This window comes from Falsihalocynthiibacter sp. BN13B15 (genome assembly GCF_041205415.1).
Lineage (GTDB): Bacteria > Pseudomonadota > Alphaproteobacteria > Rhodobacterales > Rhodobacteraceae > Falsihalocynthiibacter > Falsihalocynthiibacter arcticus.
This window is the reverse complement of the sequence record NZ_JBGFCE010000013.1, coordinates 16,381-40,868: the sequence shown is the minus strand read 5'-3', so window position 1 is coordinate 40,868 and position 24,488 is coordinate 16,381. Positions and strand designations below refer to the sequence as shown.

The 24,488-nt window shown below is 53.0% G+C and carries 25 protein-coding genes; 8 read left to right on the top strand and 17 right to left on the bottom strand.

Annotation, left to right across the window (positions count from 1 at the left end):
• Positions 1-26: 26 nt before the first annotated feature.
• Both AB9F26_RS17965 and AB9F26_RS17960 read left to right on the top strand, forming a co-directional pair.
• Positions 27-941 carry a sulfite exporter TauE/SafE family protein gene (locus AB9F26_RS17965; RefSeq protein WP_335584106.1) on the top strand — a complete coding sequence of 305 codons (915 nt, stop codon included), beginning with the start codon at positions 27-29 and terminating at the stop codon, positions 939-941.
• A 2-nt stretch (positions 942-943) separates the two neighbouring features.
• Positions 944-1,711 carry a TIGR02186 family protein gene (locus AB9F26_RS17960; RefSeq protein WP_335584107.1) on the top strand — a complete coding sequence of 256 codons (768 nt, stop codon included), beginning with the start codon at positions 944-946 and terminating at the stop codon, positions 1,709-1,711.
• 8 nt (positions 1,712-1,719) lie between these two features.
• On the opposite strand, the gene AB9F26_RS17955 is transcribed toward AB9F26_RS17960, so the two are convergent.
• From AB9F26_RS17955 to AB9F26_RS17930, 6 genes are all read right to left on the bottom strand, one after another.
• Positions 1,720-2,445: an SDR family oxidoreductase gene (locus AB9F26_RS17955; protein WP_369768650.1), complete on the bottom strand. Its 726-nt coding sequence runs from the start codon at positions 2,443-2,445 to the stop codon at positions 1,720-1,722.
• Positions 2,442-3,980 carry an ATP-dependent RecD-like DNA helicase gene (locus tag AB9F26_RS17950; protein WP_369768649.1) on the bottom strand — a complete coding sequence of 513 codons (1,539 nt, stop codon included), beginning with the start codon at positions 3,978-3,980 and terminating at the stop codon, positions 2,442-2,444. The genes AB9F26_RS17955 and AB9F26_RS17950 overlap by 4 nt, the downstream gene beginning before the upstream one ends.
• A 42-nt stretch (positions 3,981-4,022) precedes the next feature.
• The gene (locus tag AB9F26_RS17945) at positions 4,023-4,679 is read right to left on the bottom strand and encodes an acyl-homoserine-lactone synthase (protein ID WP_369768648.1); all 657 of its coding nucleotides are present in this window, start codon (positions 4,677-4,679) and stop codon (positions 4,023-4,025) included.
• 96 nt (positions 4,680-4,775) lie between these two features.
• Entirely contained in the window at positions 4,776-5,489 is a 714-nt protein-coding gene (locus AB9F26_RS17940; RefSeq protein ID WP_335584111.1) for a LuxR family transcriptional regulator, read from the bottom strand.
• Positions 5,490-5,877: 388 nt separating this feature from the next.
• Positions 5,878-7,164: a crotonyl-CoA carboxylase/reductase gene (ccrA, locus tag AB9F26_RS17935; RefSeq protein WP_039001407.1), complete on the bottom strand. Its 1,287-nt coding sequence runs from the start codon at positions 7,162-7,164 to the stop codon at positions 5,878-5,880.
• Between the two features lie 133 nt (positions 7,165-7,297).
• Positions 7,298-8,692, bottom strand: a complete 1,395-nt coding sequence (locus tag AB9F26_RS17930; RefSeq protein WP_369768647.1) for a 1-acyl-sn-glycerol-3-phosphate acyltransferase — start codon at positions 8,690-8,692, stop codon at positions 7,298-7,300.
• A 125-nt stretch (positions 8,693-8,817) separates the two neighbouring features.
• On the opposite strand from AB9F26_RS17930, the gene AB9F26_RS17925 reads away from it, so the two are divergent.
• A complete protein-coding gene (locus tag AB9F26_RS17925) occupies positions 8,818-10,785 on the top strand; it encodes a protein meaA (RefSeq protein WP_335584113.1) in 1,968 nt (655 codons plus the stop codon).
• A 68-nt stretch (positions 10,786-10,853) separates the two neighbouring features.
• Entirely contained in the window at positions 10,854-11,558 is a 705-nt protein-coding gene (gene deoD, locus AB9F26_RS17920; protein ID WP_039001409.1) for a purine-nucleoside phosphorylase, read from the top strand.
• A 72-nt stretch (positions 11,559-11,630) separates the two neighbouring features.
• Here deoD and AB9F26_RS17915 read toward each other — a convergent pair whose 3' ends face one another.
• The 9 genes from AB9F26_RS17915 to AB9F26_RS17875 all read right to left on the bottom strand — a co-directional run bounded on the left by AB9F26_RS17915 (position 11,631) and on the right by AB9F26_RS17875 (position 18,550).
• Complete coding sequence (locus tag AB9F26_RS17915) at positions 11,631-12,410, bottom strand: succinate dehydrogenase iron-sulfur subunit (RefSeq protein WP_039001410.1); 780 nt, start codon at positions 12,408-12,410, stop codon at positions 11,631-11,633.
• 94 nt (positions 12,411-12,504) lie between these two features.
• Positions 12,505-13,044 carry a hypothetical protein gene (locus AB9F26_RS17910; RefSeq protein WP_369768646.1) on the bottom strand — a complete coding sequence of 180 codons (540 nt, stop codon included), beginning with the start codon at positions 13,042-13,044 and terminating at the stop codon, positions 12,505-12,507.
• Entirely contained in the window at positions 13,044-14,849 is a 1,806-nt protein-coding gene (gene sdhA / locus AB9F26_RS17905; RefSeq protein ID WP_369768645.1) for a succinate dehydrogenase flavoprotein subunit, read from the bottom strand. The genes AB9F26_RS17910 and sdhA overlap by 1 nt, the downstream gene beginning before the upstream one ends.
• A gap of 12 nt (positions 14,850-14,861) precedes the next feature.
• Entirely contained in the window at positions 14,862-15,233 is a 372-nt protein-coding gene (gene sdhD, locus AB9F26_RS17900) for a succinate dehydrogenase, hydrophobic membrane anchor protein (protein WP_369768644.1), read from the bottom strand.
• A gap of 9 nt (positions 15,234-15,242) precedes the next feature.
• A complete protein-coding gene (sdhC, locus tag AB9F26_RS17895) occupies positions 15,243-15,626 on the bottom strand; it encodes a succinate dehydrogenase, cytochrome b556 subunit (protein ID WP_369768643.1) in 384 nt (127 codons plus the stop codon).
• A 232-nt stretch (positions 15,627-15,858) separates the two neighbouring features.
• Entirely contained in the window at positions 15,859-16,887 is a 1,029-nt protein-coding gene (locus AB9F26_RS17890; RefSeq protein WP_369768642.1) for a MaoC family dehydratase, read from the bottom strand.
• Positions 16,884-17,087 carry a DUF1737 domain-containing protein gene (locus AB9F26_RS17885; protein ID WP_039001416.1) on the bottom strand — a complete coding sequence of 68 codons (204 nt, stop codon included), beginning with the start codon at positions 17,085-17,087 and terminating at the stop codon, positions 16,884-16,886. Before AB9F26_RS17885 ends, AB9F26_RS17890 begins: the two co-directional genes overlap by 4 nt.
• Positions 17,084-17,641, bottom strand: a complete 558-nt coding sequence (locus AB9F26_RS17880; protein WP_335584118.1) for an NnrU family protein — start codon at positions 17,639-17,641, stop codon at positions 17,084-17,086. The genes AB9F26_RS17885 and AB9F26_RS17880 overlap by 4 nt, the downstream gene beginning before the upstream one ends.
• Positions 17,642-17,695: 54 nt before the next feature.
• On the bottom strand, positions 17,696-18,550 hold the full coding sequence (locus AB9F26_RS17875) for a CoA ester lyase (RefSeq protein ID WP_369768641.1): 855 nt from the start codon (positions 18,548-18,550) through the stop codon (positions 17,696-17,698).
• Between the two features lie 344 nt (positions 18,551-18,894).
• Here AB9F26_RS17875 and AB9F26_RS17870 point away from each other — a divergent pair, with 344 nt between their 5' ends.
• Positions 18,895-19,215, top strand: coding sequence for a hypothetical protein (locus tag AB9F26_RS17870; protein WP_335584120.1), 321 nt, complete (start codon positions 18,895-18,897; stop codon positions 19,213-19,215).
• Between the two features lie 4 nt (positions 19,216-19,219).
• Here AB9F26_RS17870 and AB9F26_RS17865 read toward each other — a convergent pair whose 3' ends face one another.
• Positions 19,220-19,972 carry a sulfite exporter TauE/SafE family protein gene (locus AB9F26_RS17865; RefSeq protein ID WP_335584121.1) on the bottom strand — a complete coding sequence of 251 codons (753 nt, stop codon included), beginning with the start codon at positions 19,970-19,972 and terminating at the stop codon, positions 19,220-19,222.
• Positions 19,973-20,143: 171 nt separating this feature from the next.
• Between AB9F26_RS17865 and mdh the strand changes: the two genes are divergently transcribed.
• Positions 20,144-21,106 (top strand): malate dehydrogenase, encoded by a 963-nt coding sequence (gene mdh, locus AB9F26_RS17860; protein WP_039001421.1) that lies wholly within the window; start codon positions 20,144-20,146, stop codon positions 21,104-21,106.
• 51 nt (positions 21,107-21,157) lie between these two features.
• Here the strand turns inward: mdh and AB9F26_RS17855 are convergent, their stop codons facing one another.
• Entirely contained in the window at positions 21,158-22,186 is a 1,029-nt protein-coding gene (locus AB9F26_RS17855) for a glycosyltransferase family 2 protein (protein WP_369756440.1), read from the bottom strand.
• 222 nt (positions 22,187-22,408) lie between these two features.
• On the opposite strand from AB9F26_RS17855, the gene sucC reads away from it, so the two are divergent.
• Together sucC and sucD are read left to right on the top strand one after the other, a co-directional pair.
• Positions 22,409-23,602, top strand: coding sequence for an ADP-forming succinate--CoA ligase subunit beta (gene sucC, locus AB9F26_RS17850; RefSeq protein WP_335584123.1), 1,194 nt, complete (start codon positions 22,409-22,411; stop codon positions 23,600-23,602).
• Between the two features lie 4 nt (positions 23,603-23,606).
• Positions 23,607-24,488, top strand: coding sequence for a succinate--CoA ligase subunit alpha (gene sucD / locus AB9F26_RS17845; RefSeq protein ID WP_039001423.1), 882 nt, complete (start codon positions 23,607-23,609; stop codon positions 24,486-24,488).

Sequence of the window (24,488 nt, the reverse complement as noted above, 5' to 3'; positions counted from 1 at the left end):
GACTGTGCGACTAGCAGGGTAACCAAATGCAGATTTATCTCCCAATCGCCGAAGTATCGGTCAGCGTCTTCCTATTGTTAGGCCTTGGGGGATTGGTGGGAATCCTGTCGGGAATGTTTGGTGTGGGCGGTGGCTTCCTTCTCACGCCGCTGCTGTTTTTCATTGGTATCCCGCCCGCCGTGGCTGTGGCGACAGGGGCCAACCAAATCGTAGCGTCTTCGATTTCCGGCGTCCTTGCGCATTTTAAGCGCAAAACCGTCGACCTTCAGATGGGGACAGTTTTGCTCATCGGCGGCCTGCTCGGCGCGGCTTTTGGTATTTATCTTTTCAACCTGCTGAAATCTTTGGGGCAAGTAGATTTGCTTGTCACCCTCTGTTACGTGGTTTTCCTTGGCATCATCGGTGCGCTCATGTTTATCGAGAGCGTTCGTGCGATCCTTCGGTCCAGAAGACCCGGAGCAGTACCAATACGACGCAGACACAACTGGGTACACAACCTCCCGTTCAAAATGAAATTCCGCACGTCTGGCCTGTATATCAGTGTAATCCCCCCGATCCTTGTGGGTGTACTTGTTGGAATATTGGCGGCCATCATGGGCGTCGGCGGCGGCTTTATTATGGTGCCTGCCATGATCTATCTTCTGGGGATGCCCACCAAAGTTGTGATCGGAACCTCGCTGTTTCAGATCATTTTCGTAACCGGATTCACCACACTGTTGCACGCAACAACAAACCAAACCGTCGACATGCCCCTTGCGGTTCTCCTGCTTATTGGTGGGGTTGTTGGCGCCCAATTTGGCACTCACATTGGCCTCAAACTTAAGGCCGAACAATTGCGTGTGCTCCTGGCACTTCTGGTGTTGGTCGTTTGCGGAAAACTTGCGCTTGATTTGCTTCTCCAACCCAGCGAACTTTACTCTTTGGGCAAGGTGGGAAGCTAATAATGCGGTCACTTCTACTCGCTACCATCCTACTTTTGACAAGTGTTGTAACCGCTCCGGCGCGTGAAGAAGTCATCGCCGCTCTAAGCCATAATAACGTCGCCATCACAGCTAATTTTGACGGCTCTGAAATCCTCATTTTTGGCGCTATTAAACGCGACTCGCCGATTCCCGAGGGCGAGGAACTGGATATTATCATCACGGTATCAGGCCCGTCTTTGCCCGTCCTTGTCCGCCGTAAGTCGCGTGTTTTGGGAATTTGGGTGAATACTGATGCGGTCGAAGTTGATGCCGCACCCAGTTTCTATGCCGTAGCAACGACGTCTCCCCTACAGGATATTCTTTCTCAAACCTCTGACTTGCGCCACGATATAACGATCAACAACGCTGTGCGCTCGGTTGGCGCGCCGAGCAACATCACTGATTCCGAAACTTTCACGGAAGCTCTGATACGCATTCGCGACAAAGAAAAACTGTATCAACTCCTTGAAGGCGCGGTCGAACTTTCCTCGGACACCCTATTTCGCACCTCAATTGCCCTGCCCGCGAACCTTACAGAAGGCACATACAAAACGCGTTTTTTACTGGTGCGCAACGGAAGAGTTGTCAATCAAACGGAGGCCTCCATTGAGGTGCGTAAAGTGGGTGTCGAACGCTGGCTGTACAACCTCGCGCATCAACACTCTCTGATTTACGGGATTATGTCGCTCTTTATCGCAATTTTTGCGGGCTGGGGTGCCAGCGCAATCTTCCGCTATTTCCGCGCTTAAGGCCCACGCTAACCGCGACCAACAAACGGCATATCGGTCGCCATAACCGTTACGTTTAGAATGTTCGCATTGAGCGGTAGACTCGCCATGTGAAAAACCGTTTCCGCAACATTGCTCGCGTCCATTACAGGTTCCGGCCGAATTGAGCCATCAGCTTGTGGCACGCCACCCGACATTTTTTGCGTCATTGCACTGGCCGCATTGCCAATATCGATTTGGCCACAGGCAATGCCAAAAGGACGGCCATCGAGCGCCAGTGTTTTGGTGATCCCAGAAACCGCATGTTTGGACGCCGTATAGGAAATCGCCCCCGGACGCGGTGTTGTTGCGGAAATCGAACCGTTATTGATAATGCGCCCACCTTGTGGCGACTGCTTGCGCATCCGACCGAAAGCAGCACGTGCGCAGAGGAACATCCCTGTCACATTGACCTCCATAACCTGTTGCCAATCGGCAAGGCTAATCTCATCAATAAGACCCGTAGCGCCAAAGCTTCCGGCATTATTAAAGAGCGCATCAAGGGGGCCATCAAAGCTGTCGAAAGCCTGCGCCACTTGCACCTCGTTGGTTACATCACAGGGTAAAAGAACAGCGTTTTCAAAGCCAGTGGCAACCTCGGCAAGTTTATCTGCGTTGCGCGCCATCAACCCAACGCGCCAACCACGTGACAGGAAAATACCCGCTGTCATTGCGCCCAAACCACCGCTGGCACCCGTAATAATTATCGACTTCATGCCTCTGTCCCTTCGTTTTCAATCGCCAATTTCAGCACCGATGGCTTTACCGTCAAGTCTGACGTTATCAGCGGACCACTTGGGCGGGCCAAACGATTACGCACTACCCAAAAAAGGCGTTTTTCCGCCCGTGTAATAGCGACATAAGCCAACCGTTTCCACAAAGGTTGCCCCGCCTCGACCCGTCCCATGCGCGCAGCGGCATAAATATCTGGTCCAAAAACCTGCACATCTTCCCATTGCGACCCTTGCGCCTTGTGCACGGTTACCGCGGCCCCGTGCAAAAACGCTGCCCCCATACGGGCAGCAAAGGGAATGAAGGGCTCTTCTTCGTCTGGGAATTCAATTTTGATGATCGAAGCCGCACTGACCTGCGGGTCTTCGGCACCCATTACGTGAATGCGCGAAAAACCCGGATTGCGACCTGGTCCCAGATAGACCACCTGCGCCCCTTTAATTAGGCCACGCGCCTCGAGATCAATGCGTTTTTTTCGGTGTTTCGCGGGCAGTTCAATCCCGTCACAAATTAGCGGCTCCCCCGGCAAAAGCGCATCCCCCGGAGCGCCAAAAGCACCGCGAAAGGCCTGAATAAGCCGCACGCGAGTCGCGTTTCGCCACACAAGGACAGGAGAGCGCGCCATCAAGTCGCTTTCGACACGCTGTGCCCAAACCACGCGCTCGTCCTTTTTTGACGCCTCTTCTATCATCCGCTCAAACCCCTCAAACGTGAGGTTTTCATCGGCAAGAGCATGCGCGAGATCCAGGATAGGATTATCTTGGGTTTGACGGTGAACGCGTGAAAGAACCATCTTTTGACGGCCTTTAAATCGGTCAAAAATCATCTCGCCCGACTGCCCTACGGGTGCGAGCTGGGCTGGATCTCCAAAAAGAACCAGCGTGGGGAAAATTTCACGCAGATCATTGTATTGTTTTTCATCCAGCATCGAACTTTCGTCGATGAACCCAATATCGAGCGGGTCATCGCGGCGCTTCCAGCCGGTAATAAAGTCCGATCCACGAAGCCCTGCGGCGGCTAATGCCCCCGGAACCGATTTATTATTCTGGAAAAAAGCGAAGGCGCGATCGAGGGCCGCATCGGTCAGCCCCTCGACTTGCGGCCTCTCCCCCTCGCCCGCCAACCATTCAGCGATTTTCTCGTATTCGGGATCATAAACGGGGGTATAAAGGATGCGGTGAATTGTTGTCGCTGGCACCCCACGATTGCGCAAAACGCTCGCGGCTTTGTTCGTAGGGGCAAGGATTGCAAGCGTGCGCCGCGATTTGCGTTTCTTGCCTTCGTAATCGCCTGAGACAACATCAACGCCTGCGGCCTCAAGCGCCTTATACAGTTCCGCCAATAAAAGGGTTTTGCCGGATCCAGCCTTCCCAATCACGGCCAAAGCCTTTTGTTTTCCATCACTTAACGGTGTCATTACTGAATTTTCAAGATCAACGCCTGCCTCCCGTAACACTTCGGTTACGCGGTCAAAGGCTTCGGCCTGATCTTCGGAATAGGTAATGGTTGGCAGGGTCATGGGGCGACATTACAGGGCCGCCCCAGAGGTTGCCAGTCTATATCACATAGCGAAGGTTAGAGATTTTTCCGCGCCGCCAACTTGTGCCGATGGGGTACCAAAGGCACGATTAAACCATTGCGCCGACTGTGCCGCTGATATGCCCGATTTCTCGTACATTTTTTCGCGAATTTCCTTGGAATACTCCCAAAAACCAAGGCTAATAGCATCACGCCCCTCTCCTTGAGTTCCCATAATGACGGGGCCCCAGCCAAGGCGTGAATAGATGCGCACCATTCGTTCATCAAAAACCCCAACAGCGTGGCTGAGATGGAAATTCACCCCCACTTCGGAGCCACCCAACATCAAAGCCGTAGCCGTACCAGCGGGCGCATTTGGGGCAAGGCAGAACCGCGTGCATTCCCAAATAAGCGGGCTTTCGATATGCACCCCATCAGACAGCTCGTTAAAATGATCGTTGACCATTGTCGGGCCTGTCGTTGGTAGGAAACGCATGGAGCCACCGTGGGTTCCGTCGGTATTTTCCCAAATCACATAAAGGGGGTTGAGGGCATCATAGTCATCACATTCTTTGCCATTTGCATCGACTTCGACCTCCCAACCAAGGCGGTTTTTAAACTGAAGAGCGCGATCGCGGAACATTCCGTCGCGCAGTTTTGGGTAGGTTGAGAGTTGGTCTGCATAAAGATAATGGATCATGGTGCCCTCCGTCGTTATTGGCACCTTGATGTCTATTTCGTAGGGCTAAAGATTCTCAAACATAGGCGAGCGCCCTGCCCGCGAATTGCGCAACACTCACACGACGAGCAACCCCTGCGCCATCGCGCGCGCCACGGCATGGGTTGTATTGGCGGCTCCGAGTTTGAATTGGGCTGCTTCGATGTAAACGCGCAAAGTATGGGGGGAAATGGAAAGGCTTTCGGCGGCCTGAGCACGACTATACCCGAGCGCAAGCATAGTTAGCGCATCTTTTTCGCGAGGAGACAGGGCACGTGTCGCCATCTCATCTGTTCCACGTTCAATGCGCAAAGCCGTTTGGTTGAGGTAATGCGCAACCAGAATTAAATCTTGAATGCTGCGGTCTGTAAACTTCTCCCATTCCTCGTCGCCGCATTTCTGATTCACCGAAAAGAGAGCAAACTGCCCGTTTGGACCGCGTATTGGAACGGAAAACCCTTGGTTGCCGACGCCTTCAGCAACAGCTTCCCCCAAAAAGTCACGGGATTTTTTGGACGACCAATCCAATCGCTTCCAGTCGACGGGATGAAACCGCTGGAAACACCCTTTGACCACGGGATCAACCCGCGCCAAATCGGTCTCGATGTAGTGATCGACCCAGGCGTCCTCATAGGTGAGCGCAGCGTATTGCTGACCCGTAGAATTGACTGAATGATAAACCAAATGCTCGACCTCATAGAGGTCCCTGATCTGGAATACCTGATCTTGCAGAGCCTCAAGCGATTGCGCTTGGCCCAACTGATCGATAATACTCTCCAACTTCCGCTTCATACCCGTTAAACGCCCTTGTTGGGTTTTCCGGATTCTGAGAGAGCTCGGCGGCTGCCAATATTTTCGTCTCTACAAGCTGTAAGGCGAGCTGAGGCATATCGTTTGCATCAGCAAAAACTTGTAGGTCGTTGAGAACGCTCAGTATCCAGTCGTTTGTCATGACGAGTCTCTTTCACAGTGGTTACGTTTGTCATGACGAGTCTCTTCGACAGTGGTTAACAGAGCATTGACACAACCGTAGCACGAGTTAAATAATTGGGGTATTCGCATATTATTCCTCCCCTAAAATAGCGAGGCGGCCTCTTTTAACGTTTTGAAAGCTATGGGGGGCCTGTTCGTCTTCTAGGTTTGTGCCCGCAACACAGGTGAGTCGCGGGCACAATCAGGATTAGAGATTCGCGTCTAAAGTGTCTTCGAGTGTACGCAACCCAGTACGAGGTGCCTGAACCAACACAGCCATATTCCCAGGCTGGTGCTGGTTTCGCAGCATCTTGAGATGCGCTTGTGGAATGTCGTTCCAACCAAAGACTTCACTCATGCATGGATCAATACGCCGCTCACACATCAATTTGTTCGCCGCGGCTGCTTGTTTTAAATGCGCGAAATGGCTGCCTTGAATGCGTTTTTGGTTCATCCATACATAACGCGCGTCCATCGTCAGATTAAAGCCGCTCGTTCCTGCGCAAATAACGATCATACCGCCCTTCTTGCAAACAAAGGTTGAAACTGGGAACGTCGCTTCGCCCGGATGCTCGAAAACCATGTCAACATTCACGCCTTTACCCGTGATATCCCAAATGGCCTTGCCGAATTTGCGCGCCTCATTGAACCAGTCTTTGTATTCGGGGCTATTTACCGTCGGGAGTTGCCCCCAACAGTTGAAGTCTTTGCGATTAATGACCCCTTTTGCCCCCAGCCCGAGCACAAATGCGCGTTTTTCTTCATCGGAAATGACCCCAATTGCATTCGCCCCAGCGGTATTAATGAGCTGAATAGCAAAGCTGCCCAACCCACCAGAGGCCCCCCAAACCAAAACATTTTGGCCCGGTTTCAACTCATGTGGATGATGCCCAAACAGCATCCGGTAGGCGGTGGCGAGGGTGAGTGTGTAGCACGCACTTTCTTCCCACGTCAGGTGCTTGGGGCGTGGCATCAATTGCTGCGCTTGCACGCGTGTGAACTGCGCGAAACTCCCATCGGGTGTCTCGTATCCCCAAATCCGCTGGCTCGATGAGAACATAGGATCGCCACCATTGCATTCCTCGTCGTCGCCGTCGTCTTGGTTGCAATGGATCACTACTTCGTCGCCAACTTTCCAGCGCGTAACTTTATCCCCAACCGCCCAAACAACGCCTGAAGCGTCGGAACCGGCAATGTGGAAGTCCTGTTTGTGAATATCAAACGGGCTGATCGGAACGCCAAGCCCCGCCCAGATACCATTGTAATTAACACCTGCGGCCATCACCAAAACCAAAACTTCATAGCTGTCAATTTCGGGAACAGCCACAGTTTCAAGTTGGAAAGATTTATCCGGTTCACCGTGCCGCTCGCGCCGGATCGCCCAAGCATACATCTGTTTTGGGACATGCCCTAGAGGCGGCATTTGACCGACCTCATATAGGTCAAGCTTAGCACCGTCGTTGCTAGGAAATTTGCTTTCTGTATCTAGAGCCATGGCGGCCTCCATCGGTTTCTGCGGCGCAGAATCACGCGCCTTAAAGAAAGGATTACCGACCTCAAAGCAATATTACAACCATTCAGGCATCATTTTTGAAACTTTATAACCGAGCAGATGCGGCGCATTCCCATCAAATAACAAGCTCGCCGTCCACCAAATGCTCAATTGAGGCCGCATAATACGCCGTAAACTCTTTGGAATCCTCTGTAATTGTATAGGTTCCAGATGCCTCACGGATAAATTGCCTTAGCAACAGGATGCGCAAACCAACGTCGGTAGCATAGGAAATATTTTCCCGTGGGATATGCACATGCGCACCAATCTCTTTAAGGCCCTGAATGATCTCCCCCATTTGCGCTTCTATTTGTTCGCGACTCAACGGCTTGGTTGATCTGGTTAAAATCAGAGCAACCAAGGGAACAGGAAGAACCGGCACAACCTCGCGCACACGTTTCATCATTTCCCGCCCCACAGTTTTCGTAAGCTCATCATGGGTTGCCTTTGGTACTTCGGCTGCAAACTCCCGCAAAGACAATGGCTGCCCAAAACTCACTGCGGCATAGCCAAAGCGGTGGAACCGACCCGTCAGGAAAAAGCGGAATTGGCGAAGAACAAACCCGAGCATCTTAAAAAAGCTGAACCCAAATTTGCGCGACCCCGTGGTCGCAGCTTCAATTAAAACACGATCTTCCAAAACACGATCATAGTTCAAAGCGATGGGAACAAACACAACATCGCGGCCATCATCACCGTGAAAACCAGAGATCACATAACTGAGGATTCCGAGCTTTGGTGGCCCCACTTTTCCCGAGAGAGAAAGCCCCCCTTCGGGGAACACGGCCTGTGCAACACCAGCTTCAGTCGCCATCTGAACATACCGTCCAAGAACGCGACGATAGAGTAAGTTATGCGACTTTCGCCTAATAAAATAGGCTCCCATAAAGCGGAGAAACCCCTGTAGAGGCCATACGCGCGCCCACTCTCCAACGGCATATGACAAGGCGCTTCGCTCGGCCGCGAGATATGTCACGAGGAAATAGTCCATGTTCGAGCGGTGGTTCATAACGAAAACCACCGTTGCCGTAGGCGCAATCTGAGCGATACTTTCCTCATCAGAATATCCAAGACGGACACGATAAAAGCTACGGGAAAGCCAACGTGTGATTTTTATCGCGAAGCCAAAATAGGCTGTCGCCGAGAATGACGGTACGATCTCGCGCGCATATCTATGCGCCGCTTCAAAGGCGACATTTTCGGGTATACCTTCGGCCTCCGCATGCTCTTGAATTGCCTCTGCGACCTTAGGGTCATAAATCAACCTTTGGATCATATCGTGACGTCTCGCGAGCTTGAATGGCTCAATTGGACGCTGGAGCCTGAGATTTATCCGCGCGACGACCCGCTCCATACGACGGCGAAAAAACCAGCGCACGGAGGGTACTAGAATGCGATCAAGCGTCGATATCGCAGCCAAGAGGGCAACGAGAACAACTAGCCAAATTGGAAATTCAACGGTTTGAAACATTGTGCCAATGTTTCAGTCGCGGCCCCCTAGGTAAAGCCCAAGATGCCGCAACGCAGCGATTGACAGTGAAACTATATATCAATTATAAGTAAGTTTACGCATCAAAATTACGCTAAGGTTTAACCATGCAAATTTCCGAGAAATCCAAGCCATGGCTTTTCCGCACCTACGCAGGACATTCCACGGCTCAGGCCTCCAACGCGCTCTACCACTCGAACCTTTCCAAAGGGCAAACTGGATTGTCTGTGGCTTTTGATCTGCCGACGCAAACTGGCTACGACAGCGACCACGAACTTGCCCGTGGCGAAGTGGGAAAAGTTGGCGTTCCAATCAACCACCTCGGTGACATGCGCGCCCTCTTTGATGCAATCCCGCTTGAGAAAATGAACACGTCCATGACGATCAACGCCACGGCCCCATGGCTTTTGGCGTTGTATATCGCCGCAGCGGAGGAGCAAGGGGCGGATGTGTCGGCCTTACAAGGGACCGTCCAAAACGACATTATCAAGGAATACCTCAGTCGCGGCACATATATCTGCCCGCCCGAGCCATCCCTTCGTATGCTCACGGATGTCGCGGCCTATACGCGCGAATTCCTACCGAAATGGAACCCAACGAACGTGTGCTCCTATCACCTTCAGGAAGCCGGAGCGACGCCCGAAGAAGAACTGGCTTTTGCCCTTGCAACGGCGGTCGCGGTTTTGGATGATTTACGCACAAAAGTCCCAGCCGAGCATTTCCCCGCAATGGTTGGGCGCATCAGCTTCTTTGTTAACGCCGGTATCCGGTTTGTGACCGAACTTTGCAAAATGCGCGCCTTTGTGGACCTATGGGACGAGATCACCCGCGAGAGATATGGCATTGAGGAGCCAAAATTTCGACGTTTCCGCTATGGCGTGCAAGTCAACAGCCTCGGGTTGACCGAGCAGCAGCCGGAAAACAATGTCTATCGCGTTCTTATCGAAATGCTCGCGGTGACCCTTTCCAAGAACGCGCGCGCCCGTGCGGTGCAACTCCCTGCGTGGAACGAAGCGCTCGGTCTGCCGCGCCCCTTCGATCAACAATGGTCCCTCCGGATGCAGCAAATTTTGGCTTATGAAACCGATCTTTTGGAATTCGACGACTTGTTTGACGAAAACCCAGCCGTCACACGCAAAGTGGAGTCCCTAAAAGAAGGCACTCGCGCCGAATTGGCCCAGATCGACAAAATGGGCGGGGCAATCGCGGCGATTGAATACATGAAATCCCGCCTTGTGACGAGCAACGCGAACCGTTTGAGAAAAATAGAAACGGGGGAAACCACGGTCGTCGGGGTAAACCGATGGACCGAAACGGAAGAAAGCCCCCTTACCGCGGGGGAACGCGCGATTATGGCTGCCGATCCCGCCGCAGAAGCGGACCAAATCGCCCGTCTTGTGGCCTTCAAGGAAGCGCGCGATGACACCGCAGTACAAGCCGCAATCGCGGCTCTTCGCGCGGCAGCAAAATCCGGTGCCAATATCATGCCACCCTCCATCGCCTGCGCAAAAGCCGGCGTTACGACGGGCGAGTGGGGCGACGTTGTGCGCACTGCCTTCGGGCAATATCGCGCCCCCACAGGTGTGCGCAAAACCGTCTCGAACCAAACGGAAGGCCTTGAAGAAATTCGCGCTGCCGTTGAAGGCGTAAGCGCGTCCCTTGGTCGTCGCCTCAAGTTCCTCGTCGGCAAACCGGGGCTTGATGGCCACTCAAACGGGGCCGAACAAATCGCAACCCGCGCACGTGATTGTGGCATGGAAATATGCTACGAAGGCATCCGCCTCACGCCAGAGGAAATCGTTGCAGCAGCCCTGCGCGAGGAGCCGCATATTGTCGGATTGTCGATTCTATCCGGCAGCCACATTCCCCTATTGGGGGAACTCGTTGAGCGCATGCGGAATGCTGGTCTTGGGCATATCCCCATCGTCGCTGGCGGCATTATTCCCGAAGACGATGCAAAAACTCTGCTCGCAATGGGACTTACCCGAATTTATACGCCGAAAGACTTCGAAATGAACAAAATCATGTTTGATATTGTCGCCCTTGTTACGCCTGTAACGATCGCGGCACAGTAAGACACTACTTGCGCTCGCTCCAAGCTTTGTGCAGAGATTGACCATCCAGTCAAACTTAAGAGGTCCGAATGACAGTCCATATTGGCGCAGCCCCCGGTGACATTGCAGAAACCGTTTTATTACCGGGCGATCCCTATCGTGCAAAATGGGCCGCTGAAACCTTTCTGACCGACGTTAAACTGGTCAATGAAGTGCGTGGCATGCTTGGATATACTGGCATGTGGAATGGTAACCGCGTGACCATCCATGGCACCGGAATGGGCATGCCCAGCCTTTCAATTTACGTTAACGAGTTGATCACAACTTATGGCGCAAAAACCCTCATCCGCATTGGATCCTGTGGTGGCATGCAAGAATCCATCAAGGTCCGTGACGTTATCATCGGCATGACGGCAACGACCCTCTCGACCCCGTCACGCGGGATTTTCAAAGAGATGAATTTTGCGCCCTGCGCCGATTACGGCCTGTTGCGCGCGGCCGCCGATGCGGCGCAATCCCGCGGCACGCCCACCCATGTTGGCGGCATATATTCCAGCGACGTTTTCTATGACGAGCGCCCCGATTTGAATGAACAGATGATCCGTCACGGCATTCTGGGCGTGGAAATGGAAGCGGCCGAACTTTATAATCTGGCTGCGCGCCACAGTTGCCGTGCCTTGGCGATCCTGACGGTCTCTGACCATCTTTTGACAGGGGAAGCCCTTCCGAGCGATCAACGTGAAAAAAGCTTTGGCGACATGGTAGAAATTGCCCTTGAAGCCGCATTTGCATAAATCGGCTTAGGAGCCAGAACACAAAAGGGGCCGACAGATTGTCCGGCCCCTTTTTTAAACATTTTGTATTTTTTAAACTGCGCGTTCGACCATCATCTGTTTGATGTGGCTAATTGATTTTGCGGGGTTAAGGCCCTTAGGACAAGTTTTCGCGCAATTCATAATCGTGTGGCAGCGGTACAGTTTGAACGGATCTTCAAGATCATCCAAACGCTCGCCCGTGGCTTCGTCGCGGCTATCTACAATCCAGCGATAGGCATGCAGCAACGCCGCCGGTCCAAGATATTCATCACTGTTCCACCAATAGCTTGGGCAGGATGTTGAGCAACAAGCACACATCACACATTCGTATAGGCCATCCAGTTTTTTGCGGTCGTCAATCGACTGTTTCCACTCTTTGGCGGGGCGGTTAGATTTGGTTTCCAGCCACGGCATAATGCTCGCGTGCTGTGCGTAGAAGTGGGTCAGGTCTGGAATAAGGTCTTTGACCACTTCCATATGTGGCAACGGATAAATCTTCACGTCGCCCTTCACTTCGTCCATGCCATAGATACAGGCGAGCGTGTTGATCCCGCCGACGTTCATCGCACACGATCCACAGATGCCCTCGCGACAGGAGCGACGGAACGTGAGACTTGGATCGATCTCATTCTTGATTTGAATAAGCCCGTCCAAAATCATCGGACCACAAGTATCCAAATTGACAAAATAGGTGTCAACTTGGGGGTTTTTGCCATCGTCTGGATTCCAGCGGTAAATCTGAAATTTCCGCAAATTCGTCGCACCAGCAGGTTTGGGCCAAGTTTTGCCCACTTTGATTTTGGAGTTCTTTGGAAGTGTAAACTCTACCATTATAGCACCCGTTTCTTTGTGGCTCGCTCGACCATATCAACACCAAGCTTGCTGTAATTCGGAGCGATTTTTGCGCTCATATGACTGTTCCGCATTATAGGCCTCCCTGAAGGGAAGGCATAAATGCGCCCCCCGAAGACAAGTAAGATTGCACGCGCTTTTGTTGTGATTGTGACAAGGTGGACCAAAGGTCCGCTCCACCAGAAATTCTGGCATACTCAAGCGGGAGCGGCTCTGTTCCCGTGGCCGAAGCGCTCGCGATCATGCCAGGGCCCTCAGATCGAAAGGACACGATCTTGTAGCCAGCTCCGCCCGACATCACGTCACTGCGGTTTCCAGTGCGCTCGCCAATAGGAATAGACCCCGATTGGCCTACAGAGTTCACGCCTTCTGGAAGCGCGCCAATTTGGTCCAAGCAGCCAAGGTAAGTGGAGCGCACCGTTTTGTTGTCGCCATGTGTATCGGTCACAACTTTACTAAAATACGCCTGTTTTGCCCCAACCGTTGAAAAGCTCAGCCCAGCGCGACTTGCAGCATAGGACTGGCATTCATCCGTGTTTTTCGGTGTCTTCGGTGGAGTGGGACCGCAAGCTGCAACCCCCAAAAGTCCCAAGACGGCCCAAGACAGACGCATTAGAACGTCCTCTCTTTGGGAGCGATTCTCGCGAGGCTAATCCCGCCCTCGGCTTCCGTGGAGAGTGGAGTCGTAACAACGGGGCGATATGTCAGGTCAACTTTGTTGCCGTCAACACGACTGATGGTGTGAACCCGCCATTTTTCGTCATCGCGCTTGGGATAGTCCTCATGGGCATGCGCGCCACGGCTCTCTTTGCGAGCTTCGGCGCCGACAATTGTAGCCATCGCATTTGGAAGAAGGTTGGTCAGTTCCAACGTCTCCATCAAGTCGCTGTTCCAAACGAGGCTACGGTCAGTAACTTTTAGGTCATCGACTTTGCCAGCGATGACGGTCATTTTCTCAACGCCTTCGGCCAAGGATTTATCCGTACGGAACACGGCGGCATCGGCCTGCATGGTTTTCTGCATTTCAATGCGCAACTCGGCGGTGGAAACATTGCCTTTTGCATGGCGCAAGCCGTCAAAACGATCCAAGGCGGCATCAACGGAGGCTTGGTTCAGGACAGGATTGGAGGCCTCGGGGTCGACAATCTTGCCCGCTTTAATCGCTGCAGCACGGCCAAAGACGACAAGATCGATCAGAGAGTTCGAGCCCAAACGGTTGGCCCCGTGCACGGACGCACAGCCAGCTTCACCAACGGCCATCAGGCCCGGCAAAATGGCGTTAGGATCTTTGGCAGTTGGGTTTAGAACTTCGCCGAAATAATTCGTTGGAATTCCGCCCATGTTGTAATGCACCGTTGGCAAAACGGGGATCGGTTCCTTGGTGACATCTACACCCGCAAAAATGCGTGCGCTTTCCGAGATTCCGGGGAGGCGTTCGGCAAGCGCTTCTTTGGGCAGGTGACTTAGATTAAGATGGATGTGATCGCCATCCTTGCCAACGCCACGCCCTTCGCGAATTTCCATCGTCATCGAGCGCGAAACATAGTCGCGTGGCGCGAGGTCTTTGTAGGTGGGCGCATAGCGCTCCATGAAGCGTTCACCCTCGGAGTTGGTCAAATAACCGCCCTCTCCGCGCGCGCCCTCAGTGATCAAACAGCCCGATCCGTAAATGCCGGTTGGGTGGAACTGAACGAATTCCATATCCTGCAAAGCAAGCCCAGCGCGGGCAACCATGCCGCCGCCATCGCCCGTACACGTGTGCGCAGAAGTCGCGCTAAAGAAGGCACGTCCATAACCGCCCGTCGCAAGAACCGTCATCTTGGCGTTGAAGACGTGGATTGTACCATCGTCAAGCTTCCAACAGACAACGCCTTGGCATTGGCCGTCTTCGGACATGATCAAATCAATCGCGAAGTATTCAATGAAGAATTCGGCGTTATGCTTGAGGGATTGTCCATAGAGCGTGTGCAAAATGGCGTGGCCGGTCCGATCGGCGGCTGCACAGGTCCGTTGCACGGGGGGGCCTTCGCCAAATTCCGTTGTGTGGCCGCCGAAGGGGCGCTGATAAATCTTGCCTTCTTCGGTGCGTGAGAACGGAACACCGTAATGCTCAAGCTCATAGACCGCCTTGGGAGCTTCTCGGGCGAGGTATTCCATGGCATCGGTATCACCAAGCCAGTCGGAGCCTTTAACGGTGTCAAACATGTGCCACTGCCAATTATCTGGCCCCATATTTGAAAGCGACGCGGCAATGCCGCCCTGCGCCGCAACGGTGTGGCTACGGGTTGGGAAAACTTTGGTTACGCAAGCAGTGCGGAGGCCCTGTTCGGCCATCCCGAGGGTTGCGCGCAAACCTGCGCCACCGGCACCAATAACAACCACATCATAGTCGTGGGTTTCATATTCATATGCAGACATGGAGCCAGCTCCTTAAAGCGCGATTTTAGCGAGGGCGAAAAGGCCAGTGGCCATCAACCCGTAGGAAAAGAGGATCACCGCGATAATCGCGATTTTGCGGCTTGAACCGCGCATGTAATCTTCGATCATCATTTGCGCACCTTTTCGGAAATGCAGAAGACCAAAAACCAGCACGAGGGCAGAAAGGATCGCAGGAACGGGGCGCGCAAACGTGGAGAGGACCTCTTCATAGCTGCCTCCGAAAGCCCGGCCAAAAATGAACAAGAATGTGGGCACCATCACGGCCAAGCCAACAGCGCTGACCTGCATGAACCAATGGTCTAGGGTGCCTGTGCCCGAAGCGCCTTTGCCTTCTGCACGTTTACGATCAGTAATAAAACTCATAGTGGCCTCCTAAACGATGACACAGGTTAACAGGGTGAGAGCGACGGAGCCAATGATACAGCCCCAGCCCAATTTGTCCGCAGTCACAGGATCAAGCCCGCGCCCAGAGTCAAAATACAAATGACGCAAGCCTGCTAGATAGTGGTACCAAATACCCCAAAGCGAAATCACCATCACGAATTGCCCCAGCCAAGACGTTAGAACGCCGTTAGCCACCGCAAAATATTCTTCGCTAGTTGACGCGGCAAAGAGCCACCACACAACGAGAACAAAACTCACAAGGAGCGCGTTGCCCGTAATCCGCGTCAGGATTGACGTCATGGAGTTAAGTTGGGGGCGGTAGATTTGGAGATGCGGAGAGAGCGGGCGCTTGCTCTGCTTCATGTCAGCCATGGGTTCACCCTTTCAGGATAAGATGCCTTTGGTTCGGTTTCACAACTAATACCGCATTTTTTACACATGTCACTCTTTCAGAGTCGTAAATATGCTTGAAACATAAACAAAGCGGTATAAATTTAAGTTTTGTGATCACGCATCCAATTGCCGTGATCACAAATAGAGTAACAAGTGTCGTGCAGATTTTAAATTTGCCCCGACTCCTATAATAATCTAGTGGAATGCAAAATCAGCGTGGGACAAGCACCCAGTAGTCAAGATCGAGCAGAATATCGGTCAAGTACTTGCCATCCGCGTCACGCAACCCTCCTGCCCTGCCTTTTGTTGCAACTAGCCGCAAACGAAGCGCACCAACATTAGGGGCGGAGGTCTCAGCTTTATCCAAAACCTCACTCCACGCTCGGATCGTATCGCCTGCATAACACGGATTTACATGTGCGCCGCTGTTGATGGCCGCGATGAGTTGCGCATTGGCAAGGCCGTTGAAAGACAGCGCCCGCGCCATTGAAATCACGTGTCCGCCATAAATCAACCGCCGCCCCTCGGGGCGCGCCGTGGTATCAAAATGAACTTTGGCGGTATTTTGCCACAGCCGCGTTGCCAGCATGTGTTCAGCTTCTTCGATGGTTACGCCGTCGACGTGATCGATGACTTCACCGACGGCATAATCCGCCCAGCGATGCGGCTCCCCTGCCAGCGCGAAGTCGTATCCTGTAAAATCCAACCCTTCTGGAATGGGTAAATCAACCGGCGCGACATGATCCACAAGGTCGGGGATCACCGTTTGTGGAGGGGCCGATGCAAGGTCGCGTTTACGCACCATAACCCAGCGCACATAGCTCAACACGGTCTCACCGCGCTGATTTTCGCCGCGAGTACGCACATAAACGACGCCGGATTTCCCGTTGCTATTCTGCTTTACGCCAATGACTTCTGAGGTCGCCGTTAATGTGTCGCCAGCAAATACTGGCCGCAAGAAACGCCCCTCCGCATAGCCCAAATTGGCGACAGCATTGAGTGAGATGTCAGGCACTGTTTTGCCGAAAACCGAGTGGAACGCGATCAAATCGTCCATCGGCGCTTCACTATACCCAACGCTGCGCGCAAATTCATCCGAGGATTGCACCGCATGGCGGGCGGGATAAAGCGCGTGATAAAGCGCGCGCTCCCCTCCCGAAAGCGTGCGTGGCACCGCGTGGACAATCTCTTGGCCCACGGCATAATCCTCAAAAAAGCGCCCAGCGTTGGTTTTGCTCATTGCTGGCCGAGTTTCATGTCGGGAGTATAGGGCGTATCGACCTCTTTTGTGACCCCTTGACCACAACGCATAACACCGTTTGCCGCATCAAATGCATAGGTTGGGCTGCCGTAAAGCTCCCATCCTTTGCTCAGCGCCAGCGAGACTTTGTGACAAAAGGCCGAAGTGTCTTCTTCGGTTAGGAGGCGATAAATTTTCATCCGTAGGTTCCTAGAAACGGGCTGTATCCAAGCCAAATGTGAATGCCAGAAATGATGCCATAGAGGATCAGTGTGATAAAGACGGTGCGGATATCTTTGTTAATTGGGCCAGCCATTGGCCGTGCCCAGACACCCTCGGCGCGGTTGATGAGAATCATTTGCACCAACGCCCAAATCCCCATTCCGCCGAATAAAACAACTGATGCATAGTCGCCGTTGACCAATAGATGGGCAAAACTCCAGACAACAACGCCCCACAACATTGGGTGACGGATTTTACTAGCGGTAACGCCCTTGGCGCTCCCAGCCCCAAATAGGAAAATGGAAACAAGCATCAGAAGGTTATTCGCGTGCCCCATACCCGCCATCGGCGTGTAAACTGGGATAATTGACGCGCTGCGATAGCCAATAACCATGGCAACAATGCCAAGCAATGCGGCCACCGCAACGCCGCCTTTGGCCTTGTCGCCCAATTTGGCGCGCAGAGCGGGATGTAAGCGTTTAAAAAAGTGGGCAATGATCCAGAGCGCGAGGCCAAGGTAAAGTAAAGTCATGAAAATCTCCAAAAGCTGCGCCGACACGCAATGTAAATCCGCTTCACATTGCCTTTATTCTTGGGCCTCTGCAATGGCCTTCGCTTGAGAAATAATTTGGCGTGCAGTAACCACATGGAGGTTCTCCACAATTTTCCCATCTACGACCGCAACGCCCTGCCCCACTGCCTCGGCGGTCTCATAGGCCTCAATTTGGCGATTTGCCAAGTCGACCTCCGCAGCGCTAGGCGAGAAAACCCTGTTCGCGGTGGCGAGTTGTGCAGGATGTATGAGAGTCTTTCCGTCAAATCCAAGATCGCGCCCCTGCTCACACTCAAGTGCAAGACCGGCGTCATCCTTGAAAGCGTTATAGACGCCATCAATGGCGATCACCCCATGCGCGCGCGCCGCCAGAAGGGCCGATTGAAGGGCCCCCATGAGTGGCAATCGGTCCGCCCGAAAACGACATCGAAGTTCCTTGGCGAGATCGTTTGTGCCCATGACAAACCCTTCAAGGGCGGGGTGCGCCGCAATTTCTTCGGCGTGCAAAATGCCCTTCGGCGTCTCGATCATGGCCCACACTGGGATGTCTGGCAACGCGGAATTCACGTTCGAAATATCCGCCGCATTTTCGACTTTTGGCAATAAAACCGCATCGAAATCCATTGTTTTAAGAGCTTCAATATCAGCTTTACCCCACTCCGTTTCCGCTCCGTTAATGCGCACGATGCGCAATCGGCTCCCATACCCGCCTTGTGTCAAAGCTTTGCGTAGGACGGCCCTTGCCGTTTCTTTCTCGTCAGGAGCCACGGCATCTTCAAGGTCAAAGATAATGGCATCGGTCTCCAGTCCTCGCGCTTTTTCCAAGGCGCGTTCCTTGGAAGCTGGGATATATAAAACGGAGCGGGTAAGAGAGGTTTCTACTGGCATGCTATAATTATCCTCGCAATATTGTTGCGCAATCAATCCCCATACCGCATCAAATGACAAGGGAAAAATTGCCGCGGTGCAGAATTTTACCCATCGAGATTTCACAGCAGACGAAATTAACCTTTTAAAAAGGATCACAGTACGGCGGCTTAACCACTTATTTGCTAAGCTAATGCAAGCTGTTTCCAACGTTGGGCATTAGGAGGTCCGTCAGGCATGGCCGCCAAAACGACGGAACGAAACGACCCGACCCCTGCAACCACACGGGCAAAGCCCCTGCTGCCAGAACCTCTCTGGATTGGCCCGGCATAGGGTTTAGCACCTTTTGAAAAAGGAAGAGAAACATGAAGAATCAGTTTTTAACACTTACTCTTGCCGTTGGTGCGATGTTGATCGTTGCACAAGGCGCACAGGCACAACAACGCGTAAATTGCGGCGACCGGATAGCAATTGTTGACCGGCTTGCAAATAAGTACGGCGAGACCCGCCAAAGCATAGGATTGGGCGCAAATAACGCAGTTGTCGAAGTTTTCGCCAGCCAGACGTCCGGCACTTGGACCATTACGGTGACGATGGCCAACGGAAAGACATGCCTTGTCGCGTCCGGCCAAGCCTTCGAAACCATGAACGAAGATCTCGCGTCCCTCACTGGTGACGAAGTTTGATAATCTAAACCAAACTGTCCCAAATGAGTTTGCCGCCAGTAATGAGCAAAAAGACATAAGTCACGCGGAAGAATAGTGTTTCGGGCATCTTGCGGTGGCCGATGACACCCAAATACACGCCCAAAAATGCAACGGGTGCCAGATAGGCAACCGCAACCGCCGTTTCCTTGGTAAACATCCCAAGCATGTAGTACGGCGGAAATTTCATCAAGTTTATAGCCCAAAATACAATGACGGTCGTCGCTTGAAATTCTGTTTTGTTCATATTTTTGGACAACAGATAAACAGCTGCGGGAGGTCCGCCTGCATGACTGATGAAACTTGTAAAACCCGAGACAGCGCCAGCGAGATACCCCTTCCATTTAGGCATCTCTTTCGTGGAAATTCGCAACAACCCGGTCGAGCGCGACACTTGATAAACGACGAATCCGACGGCAACCATTCCAATCAAAAACTTAAAGACATTTGGGTTCGCCACACCAAACAAGGCCCCACCAATCGCGATTCCAGGGAGTGATCCGAGGATCATAATCTTGGCCGTGGCCCAATTCCATTTCCCCCAAAATGCTTTCAAAGCTCCCAAGTCCATCAACATCAAAAGAGGCAACATAAGCCCGACCGCTTGCCCAGGCGTGAGAATCAGCGCCAGTAATGGAGTCGCCGCAAAGGCCGCCCCACTGCCGAATCCCCCCTTGGAAATCCCCGCAAACAACACCGCAGGTACCGCAAATGCGAAAAATGTTGGGTCCAGTTCCATGTTGTCTCCGAATGAAATGCGCATGTTTTAGCACGGTTACCTGCACCTTTATATGGTTGTTAGCGCTATCTAAACCCTCAAAGTTCCCCCCTGCCGCAGTGCAGCACCCTTGCGTGATGCTCCGCAAATGGATAGGCAAATGGCGGATTAAACAGACCAAGGATCAATTTCATGGCTAGACCCAAAATCGCACTTATCGGCTCAGGGCAAATCGGCGGCACGCTCGCTCACCTTGCTGCAATGAAAGAACTGGGCGACGTCGTCCTTTTCGACATCGCAGACGGAACGCCCCAAGGCAAAGCTCTCGACATCGCAGAATCCGGCCCCTCCGAGGGTTTTGATGCGGCCATGTCTGGCACCACAGATTACGCAGATATCGCAGGCGCGGACGTTTGCATCGTCACCGCTGGTGTCGCACGCAAACCCGGCATGAGCCGTGACGACCTTTTGGGCATCAACCTCAAGGTTATGAAATCCGTCGGCGAAGGCATTGCAAAACACGCGCCAAACGCATTCGTCATCTGTATCACAAACCCGCTTGATGCGATGGTTTGGGCACTGCGCGAATTCTCTGGTCTTCCGCACCACAAAGTTTGCGGCATGGCGGGCGTTCTTGACTCCGCACGTTTCCGCCACTTCCTTTCAGCGGAGTTCAACGTCTCCATGCGCGACGTGACAGCTTTTGTTTTGGGTGGACACGGCGATACAATGGTTCCGCTCATTCGGTATTCAACCGTTGCTGGCATCCCTTTGCCCGACCTCATCAAAATGGGTTGGACAACACAAGAAAAGCTCGACGCGATCGTCCAACGCACCCGTGATGGTGGCGCCGAAATCGTCGGTCTTTTGAAAACTGGCTCCGCGTTCTACGCGCCAGCAACTTCCGCAATTGAAATGGCTGAAGCCTACCTCAAGGACCAAAAACGTCTACTGCCTTGCGCGGCCTACGTTGATGGCGCGTTTGGCCTCAATGGTTTCTATGTTGGGGTTCCGACCGTGATCGGCGCGGGCGGCATTGAACGCATTGCCGACATTCAGTTGACCAAAGAAGAGCAAGAAATGTTCGACAGCTCAGTCAATGCGGTCAAAGGTTTGGTTGCAGCATGTAAAGAGATCGACCCTTCCCTCGCTTAAGACTTTAAGGGAAATGAATGCGAAAAGGGCTGGGGAGACTCAGCCCTTTTTCTATTTCCCCACTCCCCATACATCTCCGCGCGCCGCGACACGCGCACGCAATTGATCTAGAAGTGGTGCGATTTTTTTGTCGAAATGCTGGGTGGTAAGATCAACAACCTCATTCGAAAACTGCGTATTTAGCGCCTGCGGAATCTGCAGATCTAACATGCGCAGCATTCCCTCGCCCGTTAAAACCTCTGCGCGTTCGGGCGAAATATACGTCACTTCGTTTTGAAGCTTAGCAAGGTTTGCTGGATCGCCGCATGTTTGCGCCGCCAAGTAAATCTGCCGCAACCTTTTCCCACGATAGTTATTCCGCACGTATTCTGGGCCTTTTTCTGCACGCCGAAGCAGTTTGCTCGCCCAATGCAACGGCGTCAAACCATCAAAATGAAGCAGGTAGGCGTTGTCGTCCTCGAAGGATTTTGGAATACTTCTTTCCTTGACGGGGCCGATCCTTGGGTTGTGAAGCGTTAGGGCATACCCTCGGCCGGTTCTCACACAAGCTTTACCGACCAAATGCCCCGTGAAACCACCCTCGGTGAGTGGCCTTTCGGACGGAAGCACATGTAGTCCCAGAAATCGCCCGTCAAAAAGCCCTTCAGCACGACCAGCAAAACGCCGCCTTTCCCATGGCCGGAGTTTTATCCAGCCCGCAGACTCGGGGACTGTGGTCAAAATGTCCGCGAATCGACCCTCACACCACAAAAACTCATCGGCATCGATATTTAGCAACCATGCGGCGCGAGTCGTCTTGGCTGCCAGATCGGCATTCAGGGTTTGGCGGCGCGTATGTCGCGCAGGAGGTTTTTTCATCCCGTGTTGGACTTGCCAATAGGCGGCGTCACACAAGGCGACATGACAAGCCGGATGCGCAGCCAAAACCGCTTCAAGCTCCGCGTCCGGCGTATCCAAATAGACGAAAATCTCACTTGCCCCATGCGTGAGATGATGGGCGACATTCGCCAAAACCAATTCACTCGGCTCGCTCACGGTTATTACAACGGCCCATTTAGACGCGAAATCTTCTGTTTTCATTCATCAATCCTTCTGGCGACCCTTAAATTACACATTTACCACCTCTCGAATCCACCACAAGCATTCTCGGCTTCCGCATTTTGTGATCACACCAATTATTGGTGTGATCACAAAATGGCGAAAATTCCCTATATTGCATCCAAATGTAATGAAAACCGTTTATTTACACCTTACATGCGTGTTTAGGTACTTAGGAACGTAGCATTAAGATTGGATTCTTTCATGAATATTCATGAGTATCAGGCCAAAGCCCTTCTTCGCAGCTTTGGCGCACCTGTGTCAGATGGGCGTGTCGTCCTCAAAGCTGAAGATGCGAAAACCGCCGCAGGCGAACTCGACGGCCCTCTTTGGGTAGTAAAAGCGCAAATCCACGCAGGTGGACGCGGCAAAGGTAAATTCAAAGAAGAGTCCGCAGGCCCCGCTGGCGGTGTACGTCTCACCAAATCTGTGGCCGAGGCCGCTGCAGAAGCCGCAAAAATGCTTGGACGCACTTTGGTCACGCACCAAACTGGCCCAGCCGGCAAACAAGTCAACCGTATCTACATCGAAGATGGCTCTGGCATTGAAACTGAGCTGTACCTTGCGTTGCTCGTTGATCGCCAAACATCGCGTATCTCCTTCGTTTGCTCCACCGAAGGCGGCATGGACATCGAAGAAGTCGCTGCAGCGACCCCTGAAAAAATCCTCTCCTTCTCGGTTGATCCGGCAACGGGTTACCAAAGCTTCCACGGCCGCCGTGTTGCTTTCACCCTCGGCCTTAAGGGCGCGCAGGTTAAGCAATGTGTCGGTCTGATGGGGCTGCTCTATAAAGCTTTCGTTGAGAAAGACATGGAGATGCTGGAAATCAACCCGCTGATCGTTACCGACAGCGGCGACCTTAAAGTGCTCGATGCGAAAGTCTCGTTTGACGGCAATGCTTTGTATCGCCACGCCGATATCATCGCATTGCGCGACGAAAGCGAAGAAGACGCCAAAGAGCTTGAAGCCTCGAAATACGATCTCAACTACATCGCCCTCGACGGCGAAATCGGCTGTATGGTCAACGGCGCGGGTCTGGCGATGGCGACAATGGACATCATCAAACTCTACGGTGCTGAGCCTGCAAACTTCCTTGATGTTGGCGGCGGCGCGACCAAAGAGAAAGTCACCGAAGCCTTCAAAATCATCACGTCCGATCCCAACGTCAAAGGCATCCTTGTGAACATCTTTGGCGGTATCATGCGCTGTGATGTGATCGCTGAGGGCGTGATTGCTGCCGTGAAAGAAGTGGGCCTCAAGGTTCCATTGGTTGTTCGCCTCGAAGGCACAAACGTGGCCGAAGGCAAAGCAATCATCAACAACTCCGACGTGGACGTAATAGCCGCCGACGACCTCAAAGATGGCGCACAGAAAATCGTCAAAGCGGTGAAGGGCTAAAATCATGGCAGTACTCGTAAACGAAAATACCAAAGTCATCTGTCAGGGTCTTACTGGCTCGCAGGGCACTTTTCACACCGAACAAGCCATCGCATATGGCACGAAAATGGTTGGCGGCGTCACTCCGGGCAAGGGTGGGCAATCCCACTTGAACCTGCCTGTGTTCAACTCCGTCCACGAAGCGCGTCACATCACTGGGGCCAACGCCTCCGTGATCTATGTGCCGCCCCCCTTCGCGGCAGATTCGATCCTAGAGGCGATCGACGCCGAGATGGAACTCATCATTTGTATCACTGAGGGCATCCCTGTTCTCGATATGATGCGTGTGAAACGGGCGCTTGAAGGTTCCAAATCGCGTCTCATCGGCCCTAACTGCCCGGGCGTGATTACACCAGATGCGTGTAAAATCGGCATTATGCCCGGTTCGATCCACAAACGTGGTTCCGTCGGTGTTGTTTCCCGCTCAGGCACACTTACATATGAAGCCGTGAAACAAACTTCTGACATCGGCCTCGGCCAATCCACAGCTGTTGGCATCGGTGGTGACCCCATCAAAGGCACAGAGCACATTGACGTGCTGGAAATGTTCCTTGCCGATCCCGAAACGCATTCGATCATCATGATCGGTGAAATCGGTGGTTCCGCAGAAGAAGAAGCGGCGCAATTCCTTGCGGATGAGCGCAAAAAAGGCCGTTGGAAACCAACAGCTGGCTTCATCGCGGGTCGCACAGCCCCTCCCGGCCGCCGTATGGGCCACGCAGGCGCGATTGTTGCCGGTGGTAAAGGCGACGCAGAGAGTAAAATCGAAGCGATGAAAGCCGCTGGAATCATCGTCGCAGATAGCCCCGCCACACTCGGCGAAGCTGTTCTCAAGGCGATCGGCTAA

Excerpts from the sequence above, each read along its gene's own strand:
- AB9F26_RS17965 (WP_335584106.1), top strand. The coding sequence starts at position 27 with ATGCAGATTTATCTCCCAATCGCCGAAGTATCGGTCAGCGTCTTCCTA.
- AB9F26_RS17960 (WP_335584107.1), top strand. The coding sequence starts at position 944 with ATGCGGTCACTTCTACTCGCTACCATCCTACTTTTGACAAGTGTTGTA.
- AB9F26_RS17955 (WP_369768650.1), bottom strand. The coding sequence starts at position 2,445 with ATGAAGTCGATAATTATTACGGGTGCCAGCGGTGGTTTGGGCGCAATG.
- AB9F26_RS17950 (WP_369768649.1), bottom strand. The coding sequence starts at position 3,980 with ATGACCCTGCCAACCATTACCTATTCCGAAGATCAGGCCGAAGCCTTT.
- AB9F26_RS17945 (WP_369768648.1), bottom strand. The coding sequence starts at position 4,679 with ATGATCCATTATCTTTATGCAGACCAACTCTCAACCTACCCAAAACTG.
- AB9F26_RS17940 (WP_335584111.1), bottom strand. The coding sequence starts at position 5,489 with ATGAAGCGGAAGTTGGAGAGTATTATCGATCAGTTGGGCCAAGCGCAA.
- ccrA (WP_039001407.1), bottom strand. The coding sequence starts at position 7,164 with ATGGCTCTAGATACAGAAAGCAAATTTCCTAGCAACGACGGTGCTAAG.
- AB9F26_RS17930 (WP_369768647.1), bottom strand. The coding sequence starts at position 8,692 with ATGTTTCAAACCGTTGAATTTCCAATTTGGCTAGTTGTTCTCGTTGCC.
- AB9F26_RS17925 (WP_335584113.1), top strand. The coding sequence starts at position 8,818 with ATGCAAATTTCCGAGAAATCCAAGCCATGGCTTTTCCGCACCTACGCA.
- deoD (WP_039001409.1), top strand. The coding sequence starts at position 10,854 with ATGACAGTCCATATTGGCGCAGCCCCCGGTGACATTGCAGAAACCGTT.
- AB9F26_RS17915 (WP_039001410.1), bottom strand. The coding sequence starts at position 12,410 with ATGGTAGAGTTTACACTTCCAAAGAACTCCAAAATCAAAGTGGGCAAA.
- AB9F26_RS17910 (WP_369768646.1), bottom strand. The coding sequence starts at position 13,044 with ATGCGTCTGTCTTGGGCCGTCTTGGGACTTTTGGGGGTTGCAGCTTGC.
- sdhA (WP_369768645.1), bottom strand. The coding sequence starts at position 14,849 with ATGTCTGCATATGAATATGAAACCCACGACTATGATGTGGTTGTTATT.
- sdhD (WP_369768644.1), bottom strand. The coding sequence starts at position 15,233 with ATGAGTTTTATTACTGATCGTAAACGTGCAGAAGGCAAAGGCGCTTCG.
- sdhC (WP_369768643.1), bottom strand. The coding sequence starts at position 15,626 with ATGGCTGACATGAAGCAGAGCAAGCGCCCGCTCTCTCCGCATCTCCAA.
- AB9F26_RS17890 (WP_369768642.1), bottom strand. The coding sequence starts at position 16,887 with ATGAGCAAAACCAACGCTGGGCGCTTTTTTGAGGATTATGCCGTGGGC.
- AB9F26_RS17885 (WP_039001416.1), bottom strand. The coding sequence starts at position 17,087 with ATGAAAATTTATCGCCTCCTAACCGAAGAAGACACTTCGGCCTTTTGT.
- AB9F26_RS17880 (WP_335584118.1), bottom strand. The coding sequence starts at position 17,641 with ATGACTTTACTTTACCTTGGCCTCGCGCTCTGGATCATTGCCCACTTT.
- AB9F26_RS17875 (WP_369768641.1), bottom strand. The coding sequence starts at position 18,550 with ATGCCAGTAGAAACCTCTCTTACCCGCTCCGTTTTATATATCCCAGCT.
- AB9F26_RS17870 (WP_335584120.1), top strand. The coding sequence starts at position 18,895 with ATGAAGAATCAGTTTTTAACACTTACTCTTGCCGTTGGTGCGATGTTG.
- AB9F26_RS17865 (WP_335584121.1), bottom strand. The coding sequence starts at position 19,972 with ATGGAACTGGACCCAACATTTTTCGCATTTGCGGTACCTGCGGTGTTG.
- mdh (WP_039001421.1), top strand. The coding sequence starts at position 20,144 with ATGGCTAGACCCAAAATCGCACTTATCGGCTCAGGGCAAATCGGCGGC.
- AB9F26_RS17855 (WP_369756440.1), bottom strand. The coding sequence starts at position 22,186 with ATGAAAACAGAAGATTTCGCGTCTAAATGGGCCGTTGTAATAACCGTG.
- sucC (WP_335584123.1), top strand. The coding sequence starts at position 22,409 with ATGAATATTCATGAGTATCAGGCCAAAGCCCTTCTTCGCAGCTTTGGC.
- sucD (WP_039001423.1), top strand. The coding sequence starts at position 23,607 with ATGGCAGTACTCGTAAACGAAAATACCAAAGTCATCTGTCAGGGTCTT.